This window comes from Microbacterium sp. (assembly GCF_044508325.1).
Taxonomy (GTDB): domain Bacteria; phylum Actinomycetota; class Actinomycetes; order Actinomycetales; family Microbacteriaceae; genus Microbacterium.
The window spans coordinates 99,443-120,658 of sequence record NZ_JBIQHX010000004.1 but is presented as its reverse complement, the minus strand read 5'-3'; the positions used below and the strand labels follow the sequence as shown (position 1 = coordinate 120,658).

At 69.6% G+C, this 21,216-nt stretch carries 24 protein-coding genes; 16 read left to right on the top strand and 8 right to left on the bottom strand.

Annotated features, from left to right (window positions below; genetic code table 11):
* Positions 1–8 precede the first annotated feature (8 nt).
* The gene (locus ACIWQI_RS04945; protein WP_396656006.1) at positions 9–1,223 is read left to right on the top strand and encodes an amidohydrolase; all 1,215 of its coding nucleotides are present in this window, start codon (positions 9–11) and stop codon (positions 1,221–1,223) included.
* Here the strand turns inward: ACIWQI_RS04945 and ACIWQI_RS04940 are convergent.
* Positions 1,198–2,277 carry a VanZ family protein gene (locus tag ACIWQI_RS04940; protein WP_396656005.1) on the bottom strand — a complete coding sequence of 360 codons (1,080 nt, stop codon included), beginning with the start codon at positions 2,275–2,277 and terminating at the stop codon, positions 1,198–1,200. The two genes, ACIWQI_RS04945 and ACIWQI_RS04940, sit on opposite strands and share 26 nt — an antisense overlap.
* A gap of 27 nt (positions 2,278–2,304) precedes the next feature.
* On the opposite strand from ACIWQI_RS04940, the gene ACIWQI_RS04935 reads away from it, so the two are divergent.
* From ACIWQI_RS04935 to sufU, 3 genes are read left to right on the top strand one after another with little or no spacing between them, the layout of a single operon-like run.
* Positions 2,305–4,401 carry an APC family permease gene (locus ACIWQI_RS04935; protein WP_396656004.1) on the top strand — a complete coding sequence of 699 codons (2,097 nt, stop codon included), beginning with the start codon at positions 2,305–2,307 and terminating at the stop codon, positions 4,399–4,401.
* Between the two features lie 19 nt (positions 4,402–4,420).
* A complete protein-coding gene (locus ACIWQI_RS04930; protein ID WP_396656003.1) occupies positions 4,421–5,665 on the top strand; it encodes a SufS family cysteine desulfurase in 1,245 nt (414 codons plus the stop codon).
* Positions 5,665–6,108 (top strand): Fe-S cluster assembly sulfur transfer protein SufU, encoded by a 444-nt coding sequence (sufU, locus tag ACIWQI_RS04925; RefSeq protein ID WP_396656002.1) that lies wholly within the window; start codon positions 5,665–5,667, stop codon positions 6,106–6,108. The genes ACIWQI_RS04930 and sufU overlap by 1 nt, the downstream gene beginning before the upstream one ends.
* On the opposite strand, the gene ACIWQI_RS04920 is transcribed toward sufU, so the two are convergent.
* On the bottom strand, positions 6,044–6,667 hold the full coding sequence (locus tag ACIWQI_RS04920) for a hypothetical protein (protein ID WP_396656001.1): 624 nt from the start codon (positions 6,665–6,667) through the stop codon (positions 6,044–6,046). The genes sufU and ACIWQI_RS04920 overlap by 65 nt on opposite strands.
* Positions 6,668–6,710: 43 nt before the next feature.
* Between ACIWQI_RS04920 and ACIWQI_RS04915 the strand changes: the two genes are divergently transcribed.
* The 6 genes from ACIWQI_RS04915 to ACIWQI_RS04890 all read left to right on the top strand — a co-directional run bounded on the left by ACIWQI_RS04915 (position 6,711) and on the right by ACIWQI_RS04890 (position 10,780).
* A complete protein-coding gene (locus tag ACIWQI_RS04915; protein ID WP_396656000.1) occupies positions 6,711–7,229 on the top strand; it encodes an alkaline phosphatase family protein in 519 nt (172 codons plus the stop codon).
* Complete coding sequence (locus ACIWQI_RS04910; protein ID WP_396655999.1) at positions 7,226–8,437, top strand: alkaline phosphatase family protein; 1,212 nt, start codon at positions 7,226–7,228, stop codon at positions 8,435–8,437. The genes ACIWQI_RS04915 and ACIWQI_RS04910 overlap by 4 nt, the downstream gene beginning before the upstream one ends.
* A 79-nt stretch (positions 8,438–8,516) precedes the next feature.
* Entirely contained in the window at positions 8,517–8,885 is a 369-nt protein-coding gene (locus ACIWQI_RS04905) for a PadR family transcriptional regulator (protein WP_396655998.1), read from the top strand.
* A 1-nt stretch (position 8,886) separates the two neighbouring features.
* Complete coding sequence (locus ACIWQI_RS04900; protein WP_396655997.1) at positions 8,887–9,252, top strand: DUF1048 domain-containing protein; 366 nt, start codon at positions 8,887–8,889, stop codon at positions 9,250–9,252.
* Positions 9,249–10,013 carry an ABC transporter ATP-binding protein gene (locus ACIWQI_RS04895; RefSeq protein ID WP_396655996.1) on the top strand — a complete coding sequence of 255 codons (765 nt, stop codon included), beginning with the start codon at positions 9,249–9,251 and terminating at the stop codon, positions 10,011–10,013. Before ACIWQI_RS04900 ends, ACIWQI_RS04895 begins: the two co-directional genes overlap by 4 nt.
* Positions 10,013–10,780 (top strand): ABC transporter permease, encoded by a 768-nt coding sequence (locus ACIWQI_RS04890; protein ID WP_396655995.1) that lies wholly within the window; start codon positions 10,013–10,015, stop codon positions 10,778–10,780. Before ACIWQI_RS04895 ends, ACIWQI_RS04890 begins: the two co-directional genes overlap by 1 nt.
* Positions 10,781–10,917: 137 nt before the next feature.
* Here ACIWQI_RS04890 and ACIWQI_RS04885 read toward each other — a convergent pair whose 3' ends face one another.
* From ACIWQI_RS04885 to ACIWQI_RS04870, 4 genes are all read right to left on the bottom strand, one after another.
* Positions 10,918–11,904 (bottom strand): SRPBCC domain-containing protein, encoded by a 987-nt coding sequence (locus ACIWQI_RS04885; protein ID WP_396655994.1) that lies wholly within the window; start codon positions 11,902–11,904, stop codon positions 10,918–10,920.
* Position 11,905: 1 nt separating this feature from the next.
* Complete coding sequence (locus ACIWQI_RS04880; RefSeq protein ID WP_396655993.1) at positions 11,906–12,265, bottom strand: ArsR/SmtB family transcription factor; 360 nt, start codon at positions 12,263–12,265, stop codon at positions 11,906–11,908.
* A gap of 11 nt (positions 12,266–12,276) precedes the next feature.
* Positions 12,277–13,494 (bottom strand): hypothetical protein, encoded by a 1,218-nt coding sequence (locus ACIWQI_RS04875; RefSeq protein WP_396655992.1) that lies wholly within the window; start codon positions 13,492–13,494, stop codon positions 12,277–12,279.
* 137 nt (positions 13,495–13,631) lie between these two features.
* Entirely contained in the window at positions 13,632–13,991 is a 360-nt protein-coding gene (locus tag ACIWQI_RS04870; protein WP_396655991.1) for a TraR/DksA family transcriptional regulator, read from the bottom strand.
* A gap of 77 nt (positions 13,992–14,068) precedes the next feature.
* On the opposite strand from ACIWQI_RS04870, the gene purL reads away from it, so the two are divergent.
* Entirely contained in the window at positions 14,069–16,420 is a 2,352-nt protein-coding gene (purL, locus tag ACIWQI_RS04865) for a phosphoribosylformylglycinamidine synthase subunit PurL (RefSeq protein WP_396655990.1), read from the top strand.
* 9 nt (positions 16,421–16,429) lie between these two features.
* A complete protein-coding gene (locus ACIWQI_RS04860; protein ID WP_396655989.1) occupies positions 16,430–16,552 on the top strand; it encodes a hypothetical protein in 123 nt (40 codons plus the stop codon).
* On the opposite strand, the gene ACIWQI_RS04855 is transcribed toward ACIWQI_RS04860, so the two are convergent.
* Entirely contained in the window at positions 16,524–17,204 is a 681-nt protein-coding gene (locus ACIWQI_RS04855) for a hypothetical protein (protein ID WP_396655988.1), read from the bottom strand. The genes ACIWQI_RS04860 and ACIWQI_RS04855 overlap by 29 nt on opposite strands.
* A 45-nt stretch (positions 17,205–17,249) precedes the next feature.
* Between ACIWQI_RS04855 and ACIWQI_RS04850 the strand changes: the two genes are divergently transcribed.
* The 4 genes from ACIWQI_RS04850 to ACIWQI_RS04835 all read left to right on the top strand — a co-directional run bounded on the left by ACIWQI_RS04850 (position 17,250) and on the right by ACIWQI_RS04835 (position 20,167).
* Positions 17,250–18,101, top strand: coding sequence for a hypothetical protein (locus ACIWQI_RS04850; RefSeq protein ID WP_396655987.1), 852 nt, complete (start codon positions 17,250–17,252; stop codon positions 18,099–18,101).
* A gap of 79 nt (positions 18,102–18,180) precedes the next feature.
* A complete protein-coding gene (locus ACIWQI_RS04845) occupies positions 18,181–18,567 on the top strand; it encodes a GntR family transcriptional regulator (protein WP_396655985.1) in 387 nt (128 codons plus the stop codon).
* Entirely contained in the window at positions 18,564–19,463 is a 900-nt protein-coding gene (locus ACIWQI_RS04840) for an ABC transporter ATP-binding protein (RefSeq protein WP_396655984.1), read from the top strand. Before ACIWQI_RS04845 ends, ACIWQI_RS04840 begins: the two co-directional genes overlap by 4 nt.
* Positions 19,460–20,167 (top strand): hypothetical protein, encoded by a 708-nt coding sequence (locus ACIWQI_RS04835; RefSeq protein WP_396655983.1) that lies wholly within the window; start codon positions 19,460–19,462, stop codon positions 20,165–20,167. The genes ACIWQI_RS04840 and ACIWQI_RS04835 overlap by 4 nt, the downstream gene beginning before the upstream one ends.
* Positions 20,168–20,236: 69 nt before the next feature.
* On the opposite strand, the gene ACIWQI_RS04830 is transcribed toward ACIWQI_RS04835, so the two are convergent.
* A complete protein-coding gene (locus tag ACIWQI_RS04830) occupies positions 20,237–21,151 on the bottom strand; it encodes a glycine betaine ABC transporter substrate-binding protein (protein WP_396655982.1) in 915 nt (304 codons plus the stop codon).
* Positions 21,152–21,216 lie beyond the last annotated feature (65 nt).

The window sequence follows — 21,216 nt, the reverse complement described above, 5'->3', positions numbered from 1 at the left end:
CTCGGGGAATGGCCCTGGACCTCGAAGCGATCTACGTCGATCTGCACAAGCATCCCGAACTGTCCTTCCAGGAGACCCGCACCGCGGGTGTGATCGCCGAGAAGCTCGGCGAGCTCGGCATCCCCTTCGAGGAGGGCGTCGGCAAGACCGGAGTGGTCGCGACGGTCACCTCCAGCGAGGGGCCGGTGGTGTGGCTGCGCGCCGACATGGACGCGCTGCCGGTGCCCGAGCAGACCGGCCTGCCCTACGCGAGCACCGCGCGCGGCACCGACCCGGCCGGCAACGACGTCCCCGTGATGCACGCGTGCGGCCACGACATGCACGTGACCTGCCTGCTGGGCGCGCTCGAACGCCTCGTCGCCACGAAGGACGAGTGGTCGGGGACGATCGTCGCCGTCTTCCAGCCGGCCGAGGAGCACGGGGCCGGCTCGAAGGCGATGATCGCCGACGGCGTGCTCGAGCGCCATCCGCGGCCGGATGTGGTGCTCGGTCAGCATGTCACGCCGCTGCCGGCGGGCGTGTTCGGCGTGCGGCCGGGAACGCAGATGGCGGCCTCGGACGGCCTCACCGTGACGCTCCTGGGCCGCGGCGGCCACGGCTCGCGTCCGCACGCGACCATCGACCCGGTGGTGATGGCCGCCGCGACCATCATGCGGCTGCAGACGATCGTCTCGCGCGAGGTCGACCCGCGGGATGTCGCCGTCGTCACCGTCGGCTCGGTCCACGCGGGCCTGAAGAACAACATCATCCCCGCGGAGGCGACGCTCGAGCTGAGCCTGCGCTACCCGGACGACGAGGCCCGCGCGCGGGTGCTCGAGAAGGTGGAGCGCATCGTCCGCGCCGAGGCGCAGGCATCCGGGGCGGACGACGAGCCTGTCATCGTGACCGACCACACACTCCCCCCGACCATCAACGACCCCGCCGCCACCGCCCGCGTGGTCTCGGCGCTGGCAGCCCGCTTCGGCACGGACTCGGTCGTCGACCCGGGCATGTTCACCGGCAGCGAGGACGTCTCCTGGTTCGCCCGCGAATCGGGCGCGCCGCTCGTGTTCTGGTTCTGGGGCGGCGTCGACCCGGCGGCCTTCGCGGCCGCGCAGGCGGCCGGCACGCTCGAGCGCGACATCCCCACCAACCACTCGCCTCTGTTCGCACCCCTGATCCACCCCACCATCGAGAACGGCGTCGAGGCGCTGGTGGTCACCGCGCGGGAGTTCCTGGACTGACCGCTTCGCGGCTGCGGGCGTCGATCAGGCCCTGACCGCTGATCAGGCCCGGCAGCCCTCTGCCCTGCTTCGTCGTGAACAGCAGCACGGCGCACGCGAGCAGGAACACGATGTTCAGCTGCGCCCACGATCCCGGGAGCATGCCCACCAGGAGGAACCCGCCGATGCCGCCCAGCCACCGCAGCGTCCGCGACAGCCAGGTCGGCAGGGTGCTCCCGGTGTAGCGCAGCTGAACGGCGAGATCGCCGATCGTCCGGCCGGTGCCGAGCGCGATCCCGAGCCAGAGGGCTGCGGTGAGGCCGCTGCTGAGGACGCCGGCCAGCTGACCCTCTTCCATGAGGCGCTCCTCGCCGACGGCGAACAGCAGCAGCTGCACCCCGATCGCGAGCACCACCTGGAGGACGACGGCGCCCATGTAGTCGCAGAGCATGGCGACGAAGCGGCGACCCCGGGTCACCGGGTCGGGCTCGCCGGCATCCGGTGATCGCGCGAAGCCGCGATGGTGCTTCGGCACGGCGAAGGCCACAAGCGCGCCCAGGAGTGCACCGAGCGTGTTGGTGAGCAGGTCGTCGACGTCGAAGACGCGGTACGCGCACGGGTACAGCCCCCACACACCGGTGAGCTGCGTGGTCTCGATGAACAGCGACACACCGAGGCCGATCAGCGTCGCCACCACGACGCCGCGGCCGCCCAGCACCCGCACGAAGAACCCCAGCGGCAGGAAGAGGGCGACGTTGAGCACCAGCTGCAGGATCAGCGGGTTCGTCAGCGGGCTCCCGGGTGCGGCGATCGCGCGCTGGATGTCGTCGATGAACGCGAGCAGGTCGAGGTTCGGCTGCCGGCACTGGAGCTCGTCGGGGTCGGGCAGCGGCAGCAGGGTGTACGTCCAGATCGCCCAGAAGTAGATCAGCGCCGCCGCCCACCCGACGAACCGCCAGAAGCTCAAGCCCCCGCGCCGCCGGTAGCTGACGGCCACGAATGGCACGAACAGCAGCACCCCGACGAAGACCCCGATGAGGACCGCGAGCACCCCGAGCGCGATCTGATCCTCCACCCTTGCGAGACTATCGACGCAGGCGTAGTGTCACCCGCCGTGACTGATGCAAGTCGCGACCCGGGCGCCGCCGACGCCCCTTTCGCAAAGCGGATCCTGCTCGGCGAACCACTGTCGTCGGAGCAGGCCGACGAGCACCTCCTCCCCAAGCGCATGGCGCTGCCGATCTTCGCGTCTGACGCGCTGTCGTCGGTGGCCTACGCCCCGCAGGAGCTGCTGATGATCCTGCTCACCGGCGGCATCGCGTTCCTGGCGTTCAGCCCCTGGGTCGCGACCGCCGTGGTCGTCGTGCTCGTGGTGGTGGTGCTCAGCTACCGGCAGCTCGTCAAGGCCTACCCCTCGGGCGGCGGCGACTACGAGGTGGCCCGAACCAACCTCGGCGAGGTGCCTGGCGTCGTCGTCGCCTCGGCCCTTCTCGTCGACTACGTGCTGACGGTGGCGGTCTCGGTCGCCTCGGGCATCGACAACATCATCTCGGCCTTCCCCGTGCTCGCCTCGTGGCGCGTCGGGCTCGCCGTCGCCTGCGTGGTGCTGATCATCGTGGTCAATCTGCGCGGCGTGCGCGAGGCATCCCGGGCCTTCGCCGTTCCCACCTATCTGTTCGTCGGGTCGGTCGCGGTGATGATCGCGGTGGGTCTCGTGCGCTGGATGCTCGGCCACCCGCCGATCGCCTCAAGCGCGCAGTTCGCCGTGCAGGCCGAAGACATCACGCAGGCGGCCGTGATCCTGCTGGTGCTGCGGGCGTTCTCGAGCGGATGCTCGGCTCTCACCGGCGTCGAGGCGGTCTCGAACGGCGTGCAGGCGTTCCGCGGGCCGAAGGTGCGCAATGCGCAGCTGACCCTGACGATGATGGGCGGCATCGCCATCGTGCTGTTCTCAGGGCTCACGGTGCTCGCCCTCGTCTCAGGGGTGCACTACGCCGAGAACCCGTGCCACCTCGTCGGGTTCGACTGCGCGCACCTCGTGCAGCCGAGCCTGATGGCACAGGTGGCCGCCGCCACGTTCGGCGCCGGATCGATCCCGTTCTTCATCGTGCAGGCGGCGACCGCCTGCGTGCTGCTGCTGGCTGCCAACACCGCATTCAACGGCTTTCCGCTGCTCGGCGCGGTGCTTGCCCGCGACGGCTATGCGCCCAAGGCGCTCAGCACCCGTGGCGATCGGCTCGTGTACTCGAACGGCATGATCATCCTCGGCCTCATCGCCATCGGGGTGCTGCTGCTCTACCAGGCGAGCCTCACGAACCTCATCCAGCTGTACATCATCGGCGTGTTCGTCTCGTTCTCGCTGGGCCAGCTCGGCATGATCCGGCACTGGCGGCGCGCGCTCCGAGGACTGCGCGGGCTCTCCGGGGCGACGCGCCGGCAGCCCGGACCGCGCGCCGAGCTCATCGAGGCCCGCACGGGCCTTGCCGTCAACAGCCTCGGCGCGGTCATGACGATCCTCGTGCTGCTGATCGTGACGATCACGAAGTTCACCCATGGGGCGTGGCTCGTGTTCCTGGCCATCCCGGTGCTCTCGCTGCTGATGATCGGCGTGCACAGGTACTACCGCGACGTCGAGACCGAGCTGCGCATGGATGACACCGTGCACTTCGGCTCGGCAGGCGACCTCGCCCTGGTGCTCGTCAACCGGCTGCAGAAGCCGGTGGTCAAGGCCGTCGACTACGCGCTGGCCGCAAGGCACGATCGCACGCTGGCGATCCACATCGCCGTCTCGAAGGAGCAGTCCGACGCGCTGCAGGACGAGTGGACGAGACACGGGATGCCGGTGCCCCTCGTCATCGTCGAGTCGCCCTATCGCGCCTACGCCGGCCCCGTCGCCGCGTTCATCGCGCACCACCGCGAGGAGCACGGGCCGACGGTGGCCACCGTCTACCTGCCGCAGTACATCGTCGGGCACTGGTGGGAGGTGCTGCTGCACAATCGCCGGGCACGGCGCATCGCGCAGCAGCTGATGCTCATCCACGGCGTCTCGATCACCCTCGTTCCATGGCTGCTCGACTCGTCAGAGCTCATCTACGGCCGGCGCTCGCGCCCGATGGCCGGCGAGGATCGCTCCGGACGTCCGCGTGACGCGCTCTCCCTCGCGCACCTGCGAGCGGAGCGCTCGAGCCTCGAGCGCTGACGAGACGTAGCCTGGAGGGGTGACTTCTGCGACCGCGCTCGACGCCGCCGTGCTGCGGCGAGACTTCCCGATCCTGCGCGAGCAGGTGAACGGCGCGCCGCTCGTCTACCTCGACTCGGCCGCGACCAGCCAGCGACCGCAGGCCGTGATCGACGCCGAGGTCGATTTCCTCACCCGCGCGAACGGCGCCGTGCACCGCGGTGCGCACACGCTGGGGGCCGAGGCGACCGAGCTGTTCGAAGATGCCCGGGTCACCGTGGCGAGCTTCGTCGGCGCCGAGCCCGAGCAGCTCGTGTGGACGACCGGCGCCACCGAGGGCATCAACCTCGTCGCCCACGCGCTGCAGAATGCGGAAAGGCTGCGCCCGGACGACGAGATCGTCGTCACCGAGGCCGAGCACCACGCGAACCTCATCCCCTGGCAGCAGCTGGCCGCGCGCACCGGAGCTGTGCTGCGCCACATCCCGGTGCACGACGACGGCACTCTCGACCTCGATGCCGCCGCTCGGCTCATCGGCGAGCGCACTCGCGTCGTGGCCTTCCCGCACGTGTCGAACACGCTGGGCATCGTCAACCCCGTGGCTGCCCTCGTCGAGCTCGCGCAGGATGCCGGAGCCCTCACGCTCTTGGACGCCTGCCAGTCCGCCCCGCATCTGCCGCTCGATCTGCGCGCGCTCGGCGTCGACCTCGCGGTGTTCTCGGGCCACAAGATGCTCGGTCCGTATGCCATCGGCGGCATGTACGGACGCAGTGATGTGCTCGAGTCGCTGCCGCCGTTCCTCACGGGCGGCTCCATGATCACCGAGGTCACGCTCGACCGCGCCGGGTTCCTGCCGCCGCCGCAGCGCTTCGAGGCCGGCACGCAGCCGGTCTCGCAGGCGATCACGCTGGCGGCGGCGGTGCGTTACCTCGAGACCGTCGGCATGGAGTCCGTGCATGCGCACGAGCTCGTGCTCGAGAAGCGCCTGCGCGAGGGCCTCGCCTCGATTCCCGGCGTGCGGCTGCTCGGCGCCGCCGCCGGGGCCGAGCGGGTCGCGCTGTGCGCGTTCGATGTCGCCGGAGTACACGCCCACGACGTCGGCCAGTTCCTTGATGCCCGCGGCATCGCCGTGCGCGTCGGCCACCACTGCACGCAGCCCCTGCACCGGCGCTTCGGGCTCACGGCATCCGTGCGCGCGAGCGCCTTCCTCTACAACACCGAGTCCGACATCGACGCGATGCTCGACGCCGTCTCGGGTGTGCGGGCCTTCTTCGGGGCGGCGTGATGGACGACCTCCAGGCGCTCTACCAGGACCTCATCCTCGACCACGCCAAGCACCCGCACGGGCGCGGAGAGCCGGGCGAGCCGAGCTCGCACCAGCGCAACCCGGTGTGCGGCGACGAGGTGATCCTGCACGCCGACCTCGACGATGGCGTTGTGCGCGCGATCACGTGGACGGGCGACGGCTGCTCGATCTCACAGGCATCCGCCTCGATGCTCACGTCGCTCGTCGAGGAAGAGGGCGGGATGCCGGTGGCCGATGCCCGCGAGCGGATCGCCGCTTTCCGCGAGGCGCTGCGCTCGCGCGGCGCCGTCACGCTCGAAGAGGACGTGTTCGGCGATGCTTCCGCCCTGTCGGGCGTCTCGAAGTACACCGCCCGGGTCAAGTGCGCGATGCTGGCGTGGGTTGCGCTGGAGGACGTGCTCGCCCGATCGCCCGATCGATGACGACGGCCAGCCACGCTCCGCCGATGCCGAGCATGATCACGACGCCCAGCGACACGAGCGTGAAGGCGCCGGAGGTCACTGAAGCGCCCACCAGCAGGCCGGTCACCACGGGCGGCACGAGGGCGAGCAGCAGCACCACGAAAGACAGGGGATGCCGACCGCGCACGAGCAGCCAGCCGCCCAGGGCGACGATCAGCGTGACAAGCCCCTGATCGGTGACGAACGCCCAGAACTCGATGGGGTGCCGGATGTTGCCGATGCCCCGCTGGATGCCGAGGGTCGCCCACAGCAGCAGCACCACGCACGCCAGCGTCACCGCGCCGAGCCGCCGCGCGCCGCTGGCCAGCATGACCGTGAACGCGGCGATGAACAGCCCCAGGATCAGCAGGAACTCGACGAGGTCGACGAGCGGCACATCGGTGCCGATCGCGCCGGCGTAGTTCGTGGCCTCGATGAACGCGTCGAAGCTCGTCGCGATGCACAGGTAGCCGGCGAAGAGCGTGCCCACCAGGGCGGAGCCGTACCGCGCGCCACGGTCGAAGGGGAACGATTCCGCCATAGCCACACCATAGAGCGCGCCTCGGGCCGATAGCATCCGTTGCATGGGCGACGGCGAGCGCGAGACCTCGCGCCGTGACTTCCTGCGGCGGGCCGGCGCCGGGGCGGCGGGCCTCGCCATCGGAGGCTCAGCGGGCGCGGCGATCACCTCCGCCGCCATGGCGCACCCGCCCGAGTTCGAGCCGCTGCCGCAGCGCTCGGTGCCCGGCTTCGACCACATCGTGGTGGTCATGTTCGAGAATCGCAGCTTCGACAACCTGCTCGGGCATCTGTATTCGGCCGACGAGAAGTCCCGGGCCGAGTTCGACGGTCTCGCGCAGGGCACGTACTCGAACCCCGGCGCCTCCGGCGAAGACGTCCCCGCCTACGTCTACGACGGGCCGACCGACACGGTCATGCAGTCGCCGCAGCCCGACCCGGGTGAGGCGTATCCGCACATCAACACGCGCAGCTGTTCGGCACGGTCGACCCGCCCGGCAATGCCGACATCCGCCGCAACGGCATGCGGCCGCCGTTCAACACGCCGCCCCTGGGTGCCACCGCCGACAACTCGGGCTTCGTGAGGGACTTCGTCATCAACTTCCGCCTTCAGCGGCGCACCGACCCGACCCCGCAGGAGTACCGGGTGGCGATGGGCGGCTTCAGCCCCGCGCAGCTGCCGGTGATCTCGACGCTCCCCCGCGAGTTCGCGGTGTACGACCGCTGGTTCTGCGCCGTGCCGTCGCAGACGTTCTGCAACCGCATGTTCTTCCACGCATCCACCTCGAACGGATTCGTCACCAACCAGGGCGGCGACGGCTTCTACAAGTGGATCACCGGGCCGGCCGCGCCGACGATCTTCAACCGGCTCGATGAGGCCGGCATCTCATGGCGCGTGTACTACGACGCCACCCAGCTCGTCTCGCTGACCGGGATGGTGCACGCTCCGGTGCTGCATCAGTACTGGAAGACGAACTTCCGCGACATGGATCAGTTCCACGCCGATGTCGAGAACGGCGACCTCCCCGCGTACTCCTTCATAGAACCGCGCATGGTCATCAACCACAACGACATGCACCCGCCGTTCGGCGCGGTGCGCGAGACCACGATCGAAGACGGCGGCGGCAGCCACCACTTCTACAACAGCGCGCTCTCCGACGTGCGCGCCGGCGACGCCCTCGTGCAAGAGGTCTACGACGCCATCCGCAAGAGCCGCACCCCCGGCAAGTCGAACGCGATGAATACGGCCCTCGTGCTCACCTTCGACGAGCATGGCGGCACCTACGACCACGTGCCGCCACCGGCGGCGACCCCGCCCGACCGCAGCGGTGCCGGTGAGATGGGGTTCCTCTTCGACCGGCTCGGGGTGCGGGTGCCCGCCATCGTGGTGAGCGCCTACACCGCGCAGAACACGGTGATCCACGACGAGATGCATCACGGGTCGGTCATCAACACGCTCTGCCGGCAGCACGGCCTCAAGCCGCTGACCCTGCGCGACCAGAACGCGAATCCGATCTTCAACGCCGTCAACCTCACCGCGCCGCGTCAGCCGTACACCTGGCCGCAGCCCAAGGCCCTGTACATCCCGACGAATCCGGAAGAGAAGGATGCCGCGGCCACCGTCCAGGCGCATCGTCACCGCCCGCTCACCTCGCCCGCCCAGGGGCTGCTCGGCCTGCTGCTGGCGCGCTTCGACCCCGGCGCCAAGGCGCCCAAGACGTACGGCGAGGCGTACGACGCCATTCGGCTGTATGGCAAGGGACTGTTCGGCACCCGCGACGGCGAGGGCTGAGCGGATTCACTTGCACTCTCGGTACTCAGTGTTACTATCTAGTGGTAGTCAATGACACTGAGTAGTGCCGGGAGGCGATATGGCGGGGCAGCTCACTGAGATGCTCAAGGGCGTTCTCGAGGGCATCGTGCTCGCGAACCTCGCGCGCCGCCCGGCGTACGGCTACGAGATCACCGCGTGGCTGCGCGAAGAGGGGTTCAGCGAGCTCGCCGAGGGCACGGTGTACGCGCTTCTCGTTCGTGTCGAGCAGCGCGGGCTCGTCGATGTCGAGAAGGTGCCCTCGGAGAAGGGCCCGCCGCGCAAGGTGTACTCACTCAACGAGCAGGGACGCGACCACCTCGACGAGTTCTGGAGGACGTGGACCTTCCTCGCTGAACGAATCGAGCAGCTGCACGACGACACGCAGGAAGACGACACGCAGGAAGACGACACGCAGGAAGAGGACTGAAATGGCCAGATGGTTCGAGACCCTCACCGGGTCGCTCGAGCAGAAGAAGCAGTACCGACAGGCGATGGCCCGCCTCGAGGCGCTTCCCGGGCCTTACCGCGACGCGGGCAAGGCCGTGCACCGGTACCTCATGTACTCCGGCGGCGGTGTCACCGACGGCGACACCCTCGTCACCATGTTCGGCGACCTCGTCGATCTGTGGGATCGCGCTGCGGCCGACGGCACCCCCGTGCGCGCGGTCGTCGGCGACGACCCGGTCGACTTCGCCGAGACGTTCGCGCAGTCGTACACCGGCAAGCGGTGGGTCGACAAGGAGCGCGCGCGTCTGATGACGGCGATCGATGAGGCAGAGAAGGAGCAGTCATGACCGCCGCGATCCAGGTCCGTGGAATCGAGAAGTCCTACCGGGACCTGCACGTGCTGCGAGGGGTCGAATTCGACGTCGCGCGCGGCACGATCTTCGCGCTGCTCGGCTCGAACGGCGCCGGCAAGACGACGCTCGTGCGCATCCTCTCGACCCTGCTGCGGGCGGATGCCGGGCAGGCCGTCGTCGCCGGGTTCGATGTCGCCGAACAGCCCGCGCAGGTTCGCGAGGCGATCAGTCTCACCGGGCAGTTCGCCGCCGTCGACGAGATGCTCACCGGCCGCGAGAACCTCGTGCTGGTGGGCCGGCTGCGCCACGTGACCGATCCGGCGGTGGTCGCCGATGCGCTCATCCAGCGGTTCGAGCTGGGGGATGCCGCGGCCCGCCGCGCCGGGACGTACTCCGGCGGCATGCGCCGCCGCCTCGACATCGCCATGAGTCTCATCGGCGACCCGTCGGTCGTCTTCCTCGACGAGCCGACCACCGGCCTCGACCCGGAGGCGCGCATCGAGGCGTGGCGAGCGGTCACCGAGCTGGCCGCGAAGGGCACGACGGTGCTGCTGACCACGCAGCACCTTGAGGAGGCCGAGCAGCTCGCCGACCGCATCGCGATCCTGCACGACGGTCGCATCATCGCGAACGGCACGCTCGCCGAGCTCACCGCGATGCTGCCGCCTGCGGAGACGGAGTACATCCAGAAGCAGCCGACGCTCGAGGAGGTCTTCCTCGCGATCGTCGGTGACGACACCGGAAAGGCGGCATGATGACCGCACACGTCCTCGGCGACACGACCGTCCTCACCGGGCGATCGCTGCGCCGCATCCTGCGCAGTCCCGACACGATCATCACGACCGCCGTGATGCCGATCGCGTTCATGCTGCTCTTCGTCTTCGTCTTCGGGGGCGCGATCGACATCGGCTCGTTCTCGGGCTCGTACGTCGATTACCTGCTGCCCGGCATCCTGCTCATCACGATCGCGTCCGGCATCTCCTATACGGCGTATCGCCTCTTCCAGGATCTGCAGAGCGGCATCTTCGAGCGCTTCCAGTCCATGCCGATCGCCCGCGCCGGCGTGCTCTGGTCGCACGTGCTCACCACGATCGCGGCCACCGTGATCTCGCTCGCGGTCGTGGTGGGGGTGGCCCTCCTGCTCGGTTTCCGGACGGGGGCGGGCCTCGGCGCATGGCTGGCCGTCACCGGCATCCTGATGCTGTTCACCCTCGCGCTCACGTGGCTCGCCGTGATCCCGGGCCTGACCGCCAAGTCGATGGACGGGGCGGTCGCGTTCTCGTACCCACTCATCTTCCTGCCGTTCCTCAGCTCGGCCTTCGTGCCCACGGAGTCGATGCCGGGGCCGCTCGCCTGGTTCGCCGAGAACCAGCCGGTCACGCCGATCGTCGACACGATCCGCGCTCTGTTCACGGGCACCGCCGTCGGTGCGGAGATCTGGATCGCTCTGGCCTGGTGCGTCGGCATCCTCGTCATCGCCTATGCGGCGGCGATGCTGATCCACCGCCGCCGCAGCGCCTGAGCGGCCGAGCGGCCGGCCGGGTCGGCCCGTGCCGCGAACGCGGAGATGTGCAGGATTGCGGACGAACTGCCGCGCAATCGAACGCACTTCTGCACATCTCCGCAATCGTGCACGGTGTGGAGTGGCCGCGCCGCGCGTCAGCCCGGCAGCGACACGAGCACGCCCTCGAGCCGGGCGTATGACGCCTCCATGCCGTCGGTCATCCCGGTCGCGAGCACGGCATCGCGCGTCTCGCGATCGGGATACTCGACGAGCAGCGTCACGAGCGTCGCACCGTCCTCCTCGTACAGGCTCAGATCGTTGAGCGTCGACGGGTAGTCGGTGTCGGTCATGTGCTCGGTGGTGACCATGCGGCGGATCGGCTCGATCAGCACGACCTCGCCGTCGAAGCCGAACGCCGTGCCGGCGGCCGGGTCGAGCGGCTCCCAGGCGTAGCGGTACCGGCCACCGGCGACGGCGTCGACCTCGCACGCCGACATCCGCCAGCCGTCGGGCCCCAGCATCCACTTCTCCAGCAGCGCCGGCTCGGTGTGCGCGCGCCAGACCAGCTCCTGCGGGCCGTCGATCAGACGGGTGATGCGCACGTGCTGGTCGTCGAGCAGCTCGGTGCGGGTGCCCTTGCCCTGCGCGTATTCGCGCAGGTCGTGCAGCACCGCGTCGAGCTGGCCCATCGCCAGCTGCGAGCCCTCGACGGCGCCCATCTCGACGGCCTGCTCGAGCGCCTCGTGCGACGCGAAGTAGGTCACGTTGCGCAGCCGCGAGCCGGTCTCGGTGGGTTCGAACGAGTACGCCATCCGCATCGCGGGAAAGCCCTCGAACACCGTGCCGTCAGCCTCGACGAAGGTGTCGAGCACCTCGAAGCTCTGCGGCTCGTCGATGCGCACGAACTCCCACGCGCCGCGCGAGAGCTCGCCCTTCGGGCTGGTCATGTGGTAGCGCGCCCGGCCGCCGACGGTGAAGTCGAACTCGGTGAAGGTCGCGGGCCATCCGGGCGGGCCCCAGAAGCGCTCGAGCTGACGCGGATCGGTGAACGCGCGCCAGAGCCGCTCGACGGGAGCGTCGACGTCGGCGATGAGCGTCATGGTGAGCGCCTCGGCGTCGGTGGTCAGTTCGGTGACAGGCATGTCAGTCTCCTTCGGTCTGTGACAGCAGTGCGTCGAGGCGGTCGATCCGCGCTCTCCAGAGGTCTTCGTAGCGCGCCAGCAGCGCGCGGGCACGGGCGATCATCGCCGGATCCGCCCGAACGAGACGCTCACGACCCTCGGCCCGCTTGACGATGAGGTGCGCGGCCTCGAGCACGGCGACGTGCTTCTGGACGGCAGCGAACGACATGTCGTACTCGCGGGCCAGTGCCGACACCGACTGCTCGCGCTCGATCGTGCGACGCAGGATGTCACGCCTGGTCGCCGCGGCGAGCGCCTGGAAGACACGGTCGGTCTCCTCCTCGGTGAGCTGAGGGTCGGTGAGGTCTCTTTCTACAACCATTTGGTTGTACGTTAGAGCCACGACAGGCCCGTGTCAAGATCTTCCTGCATGGTCCGGCTTCGAGGGAGGCGGTCGCGAACAGCGCGAGCATGCTCCAGGAGGCGGGATCCGATCCGGCGCTGCAGCGCCCGCGCGTGGGACAGCGGCCCCCATCGCCAGTCGTGCAGATCGCCGTACTCCACCAGCTCGATGTCGTTCGGCTCGGTGGACGACAGGATCTGCGCGTAGTACGCCCAGCGATTCCGCTCGTACGGCGCTCGACGGAAGACGGTCGGAACGAAGTCATCGAGACTGGATGCGATCTCCAGGGTCAGCATGGTGCGCATGCACTTCCAGCAGGAGGAGCAGTTCACGTCCCCGTCAGGGTCGGTGGCGATGCACACGTCGAGGTATCGCGCATGGGGGGATCCGACCAGCGCGAGCGTCCGCTCGATCCGAGACGACGCCGAACTCGTCGACTCCATCGTCAGCGCGGACGTCGACAGCAGCGGGAAGATCATGGCGCCGGCCAACCCGATGTCGCCGTGGGGCGGCGGCATCCGGATGTTGCGGAACGCTCCTTCGGAAGCCTGATACGAACGACCGATCCCTCCGCCGAGCAGGTGCACGACAGCGGCGTTTCGGAAGGCCACCGTCTGCATGAACCCCATTCGGGGATAGTGATCCTCGATGTTGCTGTCGACGCGGATGAACGGCAGCCGCAGATCGTCCGCGACGGGCCGGAGGCGCTCGAACCGCCGCTGCCACAGCGCTCGGCCTCCGTCTCCGTGCGCTCCGACATTGTTGTTGAGCAGATGCGTGACCCGCAGACTGTCCGGCACGGCGGAACCGGCTGCGTACTCCATCAGGGTGGCGAAGCTGTCGACCCCGCCCGAGAACCCGGTCGCCACCCCGGACGGCGGGCGCCCTGCCGGAGCAGTCTCGTCGGCGGAGACCACGATGCGCCGATAGCCCGGATGGATGTCGCGGACCAGCGCCTGCACGTCATGATTCAGGCGATGCAGAAGAGAGTCGGTCACCACTCCCCCGACACGAAGGTCGCGACCGTAGCGCATCGCCGGAAGAAGCAGAGCGATCGCGACGTGATCTGCACGCTCGCTGAGCAGCTCCTCCGCGTCCGGCGGCACCGAGAACCAGAGCGCGGCTGCGTCCTCGATCTCGACGACGACGCGCGCATTCCCGTCGTCATCGCGGACGCGGTGCGGCCGGTGGGTCACGAGATCAGGCATGACACAGCGCCTTTCCACGCGCACGCCGCCATGACCGCGGTCCGGGTCCCCAGGTGCGAACCGTGCGCAATCGGCCTCAGAATAGGGCTTCGACGTCGCGGGGGGTAGAGGTGGATCTCGCGCCGGCCCGACGCTCCTCAGCGCCGCTCGGCGGCCTCCGCGCAGGACACGCACATCGTCGCGGTGGGGCGGGCCCGCAGGCGGCCCACGGGGATCCGGCGACCGCAGCTCACGCAGACGCCGTACGTGCCGTCCTCGACCCTGGCGAGCGCCTCGGCGAGCTCCGTGCGCTCGGCGAGCACGCCGCGGCGCACCGCGTCCAGACGCTGCCACTCCCCCGACAGGGTGACACCCTCCGGATCGTGCTCGTCGTCGGCGGTGCCGTCGGCCCGGTCGGCGCGCACGGCCTCCGCGTCGAGGTCGAGCCGGGCGAGCATCTCGTCGAGCTCGGCGGCGCGCTCGCGAAGGCGCTTGCGGGGATCGGATGCGGCGGCCATGAGACCAGACAGTACGCCGGTCGCGCCGGATCGGCGCGGATAGACTGGCAGAGCCCCGAGACTTGGAGTCCCCCCGCGTGAACACCCCCGTTGCCGACACCGTCGAGAACGCCATCGCGACCCCCGACCGGGAGCAGCCTTTCGCGGCGCTGGGGCTGCGGCCCGAGGAGTACGCCGAGATCAAGAGCATCCTCGGCCGCCGCCCGACCAGCGGTGAGCTGGCGATGTACTCGGTGATGTGGAGCGAGCACTGCTCGTACAAGTCCAGCAAGATCCACCTGCGCCAGTTCGGGCAGAAGATGACCGACCGCATGCGCGAGCGTCTCATGGTCGGCATGGGCCAGAACGCCGGCGTCGTGGATGTCGGCGAGGGCTGGGCGGTGACGTTCAAGGTCGAGTCCCACAATCACCCGAGCTACATCGAGCCGTTCCAGGGTGCGGCCACCGGCGTGGGCGGCATCGTGCGCGACATCATCTCGATGGGCGCTCGTCCGGTCGCCGTCATGGACCAGCTGCGCTTCGGCGCGATCGACCACCCCGACACGGCGCGGGTGGTGCACGGCGTGGTCAGCGGCATCTCGTTCTACGGCAACTGCCTGGGCCTGCCCAACATCGGCGGCGAGACGGTGTTCGATCCGGTGTATCAGAGCAACCCGCTCGTGAACGCCCTCGCCGTGGGCGTGCTGCGCCACGAAGACCTGAAGCTCGCGAACGCGTCCGGCGCGGGCAACAAGGTCGTGCTGTTCGGCGCCCGCACCGGAGGCGACGGCATCGGCGGAGCGAGCATCCTCGCCTCCGACACCTTCGCCGACCCTTCGACGGGCTCAGGGACCGACGGCGCCGTCGGCACCGCCAAACCCACCAAGCGGCCGGCGGTGCAGGTGGGCGACCCGTTCGCCGAGAAGGTGCTCATCGAGTGCTGCCTGGAGCTGTACCGCGGCGACCTCGTCGAGGCCATTCAGGATCTGGGCGCGGCGGGTATCTCGTGCGCGACGAGCGAGCTGGCCGCCAACGGCGGCTCGGGCATGCGCGTCGAGCTCGACCGGGTGCTGCTGCGCGACCCCACGCTCACGCCGGAGGAGATCCTCATGAGCGAGAGCCAGGAGCGGATGATGGCCATCGTCGCGCCCGACAAGCTCGACGCGTTCCTCGCGGTGACGCGGAAGTGGGAGGTCGAGACTTCGGTGCTCGGCGAGGTCACCGGAGACGGCCGCCTGCAGATCTTCTGGCACGGCGAGGAGATCGTCAACGTCGACCCCGCCACGGTCGCCGTGGACGGCCCGGTGTACGAGCGTCCCATCGCCTACCCCGCCTGGCTCGACGCGCTGCAGGACGATTCGGCGAGCGCCCTGCCCCGCTCGACCGATCCGGAGGTGCTGCGCGAGCAGTTCCTGCGGCTGGTGGCGAGCCCGAACCTCGCCGACAAGTCGTGGGTGACCGACCAGTACGACTACTACGTCATGGGCAACACCGCCCTCGCCTTCCCCGACGACGCGGGCATGATCCGGGTCGACGAGCAGTCGGGGCTGGGCTTCGCCATCGCCACGGACGCGAACGGCCGGTTCTGTCAGCTCGATCCGTACGCCGGCGCACAGCTGGCGCTGGCCGAGGCGTACCGCAACGTCGCCGTCACCGGGGCGGTTCCGGCAGCCGTCACGGACTGCCTGAACTTCGGCAGCCCCGAGAACCCCGAAGTGATGTGGCAGTTCTCGCAGGCCGTGACCGGGCTGGCTGACGCCTGCGTCGAGCTCGGCATCCCGGTCACCGGCGGCAACGTGTCGTTCTACAACCAGACCGGCGACACCCCGATCCACCCGACGCCGGTGGTCGGCGTCCTCGGCATCATCGACGATGTGGCCCGCCGCGTGCCCAGCGGGTGGCAGGATCCCGGCGACAACATCTACCTGCTCGGGGTGACCTCGACCGAGCTCAGCGGCTCGGCCTGGGCCGGGGTGATCCACGATCACCTCGGCGGCCGGCCGCCGCAGGTCGACCTCGCACACGAGAAGCGGCTCGCGCAGCTGCTGCACGCGGCATCCCAGCAGTCGCTCCTGGGCAGCGCGCACGACCTCGCCGACGGAGGCCTCGCCCAGGCGCTCGCGGACTGCGTGCTGCGGTTCGGCGTCGGCGCCCGCGTCTGGCTCGACGAGCTCATGGATCGCGACGGGGTGGATGCCGCGGCCGCCCTGTTCTCGGAGTCGACCGGACGGGTCCTGGTCTCGGTGCCCCGCGAGGACGACGTCCGCTTCCGCGGCCTCTGCGACGGCCGCGGCTACCCGGTGCTGCGCATCGGCGTGACCGACGCCTCCCCCGCCGGCGAGCACGAGCTCGAGGTGCAGGGCCTGTTCACCGTCTCCCTCGACGAGCTGCGGTCCGCATCGGCGGACACGCTGCCCGCCGCGTTCGGCGCGACCGTGCCGCGTGCCTAGAATCGGCACATGACCGACGAGGAGTACGGCACCGCTCGGCAGCGCCGCATCAAGGTGACGGCCTGGGTGACCATCATCGCGCTCATCCTCGTCGGCGGCGGATTCACGGTCTTCGCGCTCCTGTTCGGCTGACGCCCTCCCCGTGGCGGCGCTCGGCCTCCGCGAAGGCCGCCTCCAGCACGCGCACCGCCGTGCGGTACTCGATGAACCGCTGCGGACTGACGCGCTCGTCCGTGGACGGCCGCAGCCGCTGCGCCTCGCGCTGCGCCCGCAGGAACGCCAGCGTCGCGGGGTGGCGGGCATCGGTCATCGCGGGATATTCGAGCGCCTTGGCGGCATCCACCTCGTAGGGAAGCCACTGCGCGGTGACCGCGTCGTGCGCCGCCAGCACCTTCTGCAGCGGCAGCGGATCGGTGCGCGACGAGATGCTGTACTGCTCCGCGGCCGCCCGAACCCGGGCGCGCGTCGCCCGCAGCTCCAGCACCGCGGACTTGTGCGCTCGCTTGGCCAGCTGCAGGCGACGCTTGGCCTCCAGCGTCTCCGAGGAGAGCATCCCGGTGCGTGCGCGCACCGCCAGGTGCTCGGCTCGGACGGTGCGCACGAGGGCGCGGGCGTGCATGAGCGCGCGATACGCCTCGGCCTCTTCGTGCCGGGCAGCGTCGAGCTCGAGCCGGCGAGCGCGGCGGCTCTTCGCGGTGAGTCCGGCATAGGTGGCGGCGCCGGCGCCTGCGGCCGCCGGCGCGACCCACCACCAGCCCGCGAGCACCAGCAGGACCGTCTCCACCCTGCCATGCTAAACCGCCCGAATCCGGGCGGTTACGATGGCAGGGTGCAGCCCTTCTTCGAGTGGCTGGGCCATTTCTGGTGGCTCATCTTCCCCATCATGGGCATGTTGGGGGGTCTCGGGCGCGCCTGGCAGAAGGCGCTGGAGCGCCGGCACCGGCGGCGTCTGGAGATCATCAGGGCGAAAGGCGAGCTGAAGGCCGCGCAGGCGGCGGCACGGGCGAATCCGGGCGGCGCGGCATCCCTCGCGTCCGCGAAGCCCGAATCGCAGGCGCAGCAGCTGGAGCGTCTCTTCGCCGCGCACGACGCGGTGACCCATCGCTGGCTGGACTACGAGCTGGATGTCGCGAAGCTCATCGCGTTCCCGGCGATGAGCGACGGACGCCAGCCACTGACGGCCGCATTCCTGCGCGCGAAGAAGAAGGCGGACAACCTCCGCCCCGATTCGGCGAAGGCGAAGGTCTCCGCCGAGCAACTGGCCGAGTACCGCGACGCGGTGACCGACTTCGAAGTCGCGTTCGACGTCGCCGAGCGCGACGCGCGGCGCCTCCGGGACTCGTCGTTCAGCGAGGACGAGCGAAAGCGTCTCGACACCGCCAAGCAGCTGCTGACCGTCGCGATCGACCAGGCCGCGACCCCGGCCGAGCGCCAGGTCGCCTATCGCCGCGTACGGCAGGAGCTCGACGGGCTCATCTCGCTGTCGGACGGCGCTATCGAGGTGCTCGAGCAGAAGGTCGCGCTCGAGCTCACGACCGGCTCGGTCCCGGTGCGCTCGGATGCGCAGCCGGAGCCGGAGCCCCGCGAGGAGCCGAATCCGCAGCCCGCCCCCTGGCCGGTGCCGGCCCGCTCGACGAACACGGCGCCGGGCCGCGTCATCCGCCCCAAGCGCCTGCCGTGATCCCCGCACGGTCGGCTTGACAGCCACGCGCATCCCTGGTTAGTTAGTTGAGTAACTAACCAACGAGGAGGCGTCGGCGATGGACGAAGGACGCGCCCTCTTCCTGCAGATCGCCGAGAGCGTCGAGGACTCGATCGTCGGCGGCACTCTCGCCGAACAGGAGCGGGCGCCCTCGACCAACGAGCTCGCCGCCTTCTACCGCATCAACCCGGCCACCGCCGCGAAGGGAGTGAACATGCTCGTCGAGAAAGGCATCCTGTACAAGCGGCGCGGCATCGGCATGTTCGTCGCCGCCGGGGCGCGCGCCCAGCTGCTCGCCGAGCGGCGCGCCGCGTTCGCCGAGCGATTCATCGCTCCGCTGCTGGCCGAGGCCCGCAAGCTCGACCTCGACGCCGACGACCTGACGGCGCTGCTGCGCGAACACGCCGCCGCCGCATCCACCACCATCGAAGGGACCAGCCCGTGAGCCCCGTCATCGAGGTCGCACACCTCACCAAGCGCTACCGAGAGACCGTCGCCGTCGAAGACGTGAGCTTCGTGGTCGAGAAGGACACGATCTACGGACTGCTCGGACGCAACGGCGCCGGCAAGACCACCATCATGTCGATCCTGACGGCGCAGAACTTCGCCACCAGCGGCGAGGTGCGCGTGTTCGGCGAGTCGCCGTACGAGAACGCGCACGTGCTCTCGCGCATGTGCTTCGTCCGCGAGAGTCAGAAGTACCCCGACGACGCCACCGCGGCGCACGCGCTGCGCATCGCGCGGCTGTTCTACCCGAACTGGGACCAGGACCTCGCCGACCGGCTCGTCGAGGACTTCCAGCTTCCGCTCACACGCCGCATCAAGAAGCTCTCCCGCGGGCAGCTGTCAGCGGTCGGAGTGATCATCGGGCTGGCCTCGCGCGCCGAGATCACGTTCTTCGACGAGCCGTACCTCGGCCTGGATGCGGTGGCACGGCAGCTCTTCTACGACCGCCTGATCGCCGACTACTCCGAGCACCCCCGCACCATCGTGCTGAGCTCTCACCTGATCGACGAGGTCGCCGCGCTGCTCGGGCACGTCATCGTGGTCGACCGGGGTCGCGTGCTCCTCGACGAGTCCGCCGAGGAGCTGCGCGAACGCGCGACGACGGTCCTCGGCGACACCGCGACCGTGGACCGGTTCCTCTCCGGCCGCGACGTCATCCATCGCGAGAGCCTCGGCCGGGTCACCAGCGCGACCGTGCTCGGCGCGCTGTCGCCGCTCGAGCGACGCGAACTGGCCGACGCCGGGCTCGAGCTCGCCGCCGTCCCCCTTCAGCAGCTCGTCGTGCGCCTCACCCTGCACGCCGCCGACACCGAGACCCGGGAGGTCGTCCGATGAACCGCACCCTCGCCGTCGCCCGCATGCAGCTGGTCAACAAGCAGACCTTCATCTGGGTTCCGCTGCTGATCATCGCCGGCGCCTTCGTGGTGAGCTGGCTGATCTACTTCATCATCACGTCCGCGATGGGGGACGCCCCGGCGCGCGGGCAGGGATTCAACGGCGCCTCGCAGGCGGCCCTGTGGTACTTCCTCGTCATCGGCGTGCAGGCCATGAGCCTCACGTTCCCGTTCTCGCAGGCGATGAGCGTCACGAGGCGCACGTTCTACCTCGGCACCGGCCTCCTCGCCGCCGGCACGGGAGCGGTCCTCGCGACCCTCTACACCCTCCTGGCCGTCCCCGAGCTGGCCACCGGCGGATGGGGCGTGGGCTCGTACATGTTCGCAGTGCCGTGGGTCACCGACGGCGCGTGGTACGAGGGCTGGCTCTTCTTCTTCGCCGTGACCCTGCTCGTGTTCGTGCTCGGCTTCTGGGTGGCCACGATCTACAAGCGGTTCGGATCGACGGTGCTCACGACACTGCTCATGGGCCTCGCCCTGGCGATCGTCGCGCTGATCGCACTCGTCACCTGGCAGGGGTGGTGGGGGAACGTGGGCGCCTGGTTCGCCGCGCAGACCCCGCTGACGATGGCGCTGTGGATGCTGGCGCTCACCGTGGCGCTCGGCATCTCGTCCTACGGGACGCTGCGGCGGGCCACGCCGTAGCGTCCGGCAGGAAGCGGATGCCGCGGCCCCCGGGACGGGAACCGCGGCATCCGTTCGCGCGCCAGCTTGTCAGCTGGTGAGACCGCTGATGTAGTCGGCGTTGCCGTCCATCCACTCGCGGACGATGTTCGTGTAGTCGGAGGGAGTGTCGTCACGGTTGTACATGACGTTCTCGAGCGAGTACAGCGTGTCCGAGTCCATCGTGAAGTTCGTCAGCCACTCGTTGACCTCGGGGAACTCCTCGGCGAACGTGGTCGTCGTGAAGGTGTGGATCGACTCGGCGTCGCCCAGGGTGCCCTCGGGGTCTTCGAGGTCGCGGATCGGGAACGCGTCGTAGGCCCAGTGCGGGCGCCACAGCGTCACCACGATGTCATCCCCGGCGTCGATCGCCTTGGACAGCTCGGCGAGCATCGCCGGGGTCGACGAGGTGATGAACTCCATGCCCTCGAGCCCGTAGGTCGGGATGACCGCTTCCTGGGTGGCCTTGGTCAGGCCGGCGCCGGGCTCGATGCCGACGATGCGGTCGCCGAACGCGGCGGCGTTGTCGGCGAGCTCGGTGAGCGAGGTGATCGGGGCACTGTCGTTCACCGTCATCGTCAGCTTGGCGTCGTCGTTCCACGAGCCGAGGTCGACGATGTCACCCTCGTACTGCGCGAAGTAGTCGGCGTGCGTCAGCGGAAGCCATCCGTCGAGCGCGAAGTCGTAGTCGCCGTTGGCGACGCCGGCGAAGACCGGCCCTGCGTCGGCGTACTCGAGGTTGACCGTGTAGCCCTGGTCCTCGAGCACGAGCTTCCAGATGTACGACGCCGCCTCGCCCTCGGGCCAGCCGTTGAAGACGCCGATCGTGATATCGCCCTTGGCGTCGCCGCCGGCGTCTGTTCCGTCATTTCCTTCCGTGCCGGTCGAGCCGCTCGCGCAGCCCGCCAGCGCGACCGCGGCCACGGCGCCGAAGGCGATCGTGGTCAGCAGGTGTCGCTTCCTCATGTTCTCTTTCCTTTTCTCCCGTGTGCTGTGGTCACGGGTGTTGGGGATGCCCGCGGAGACCGCGG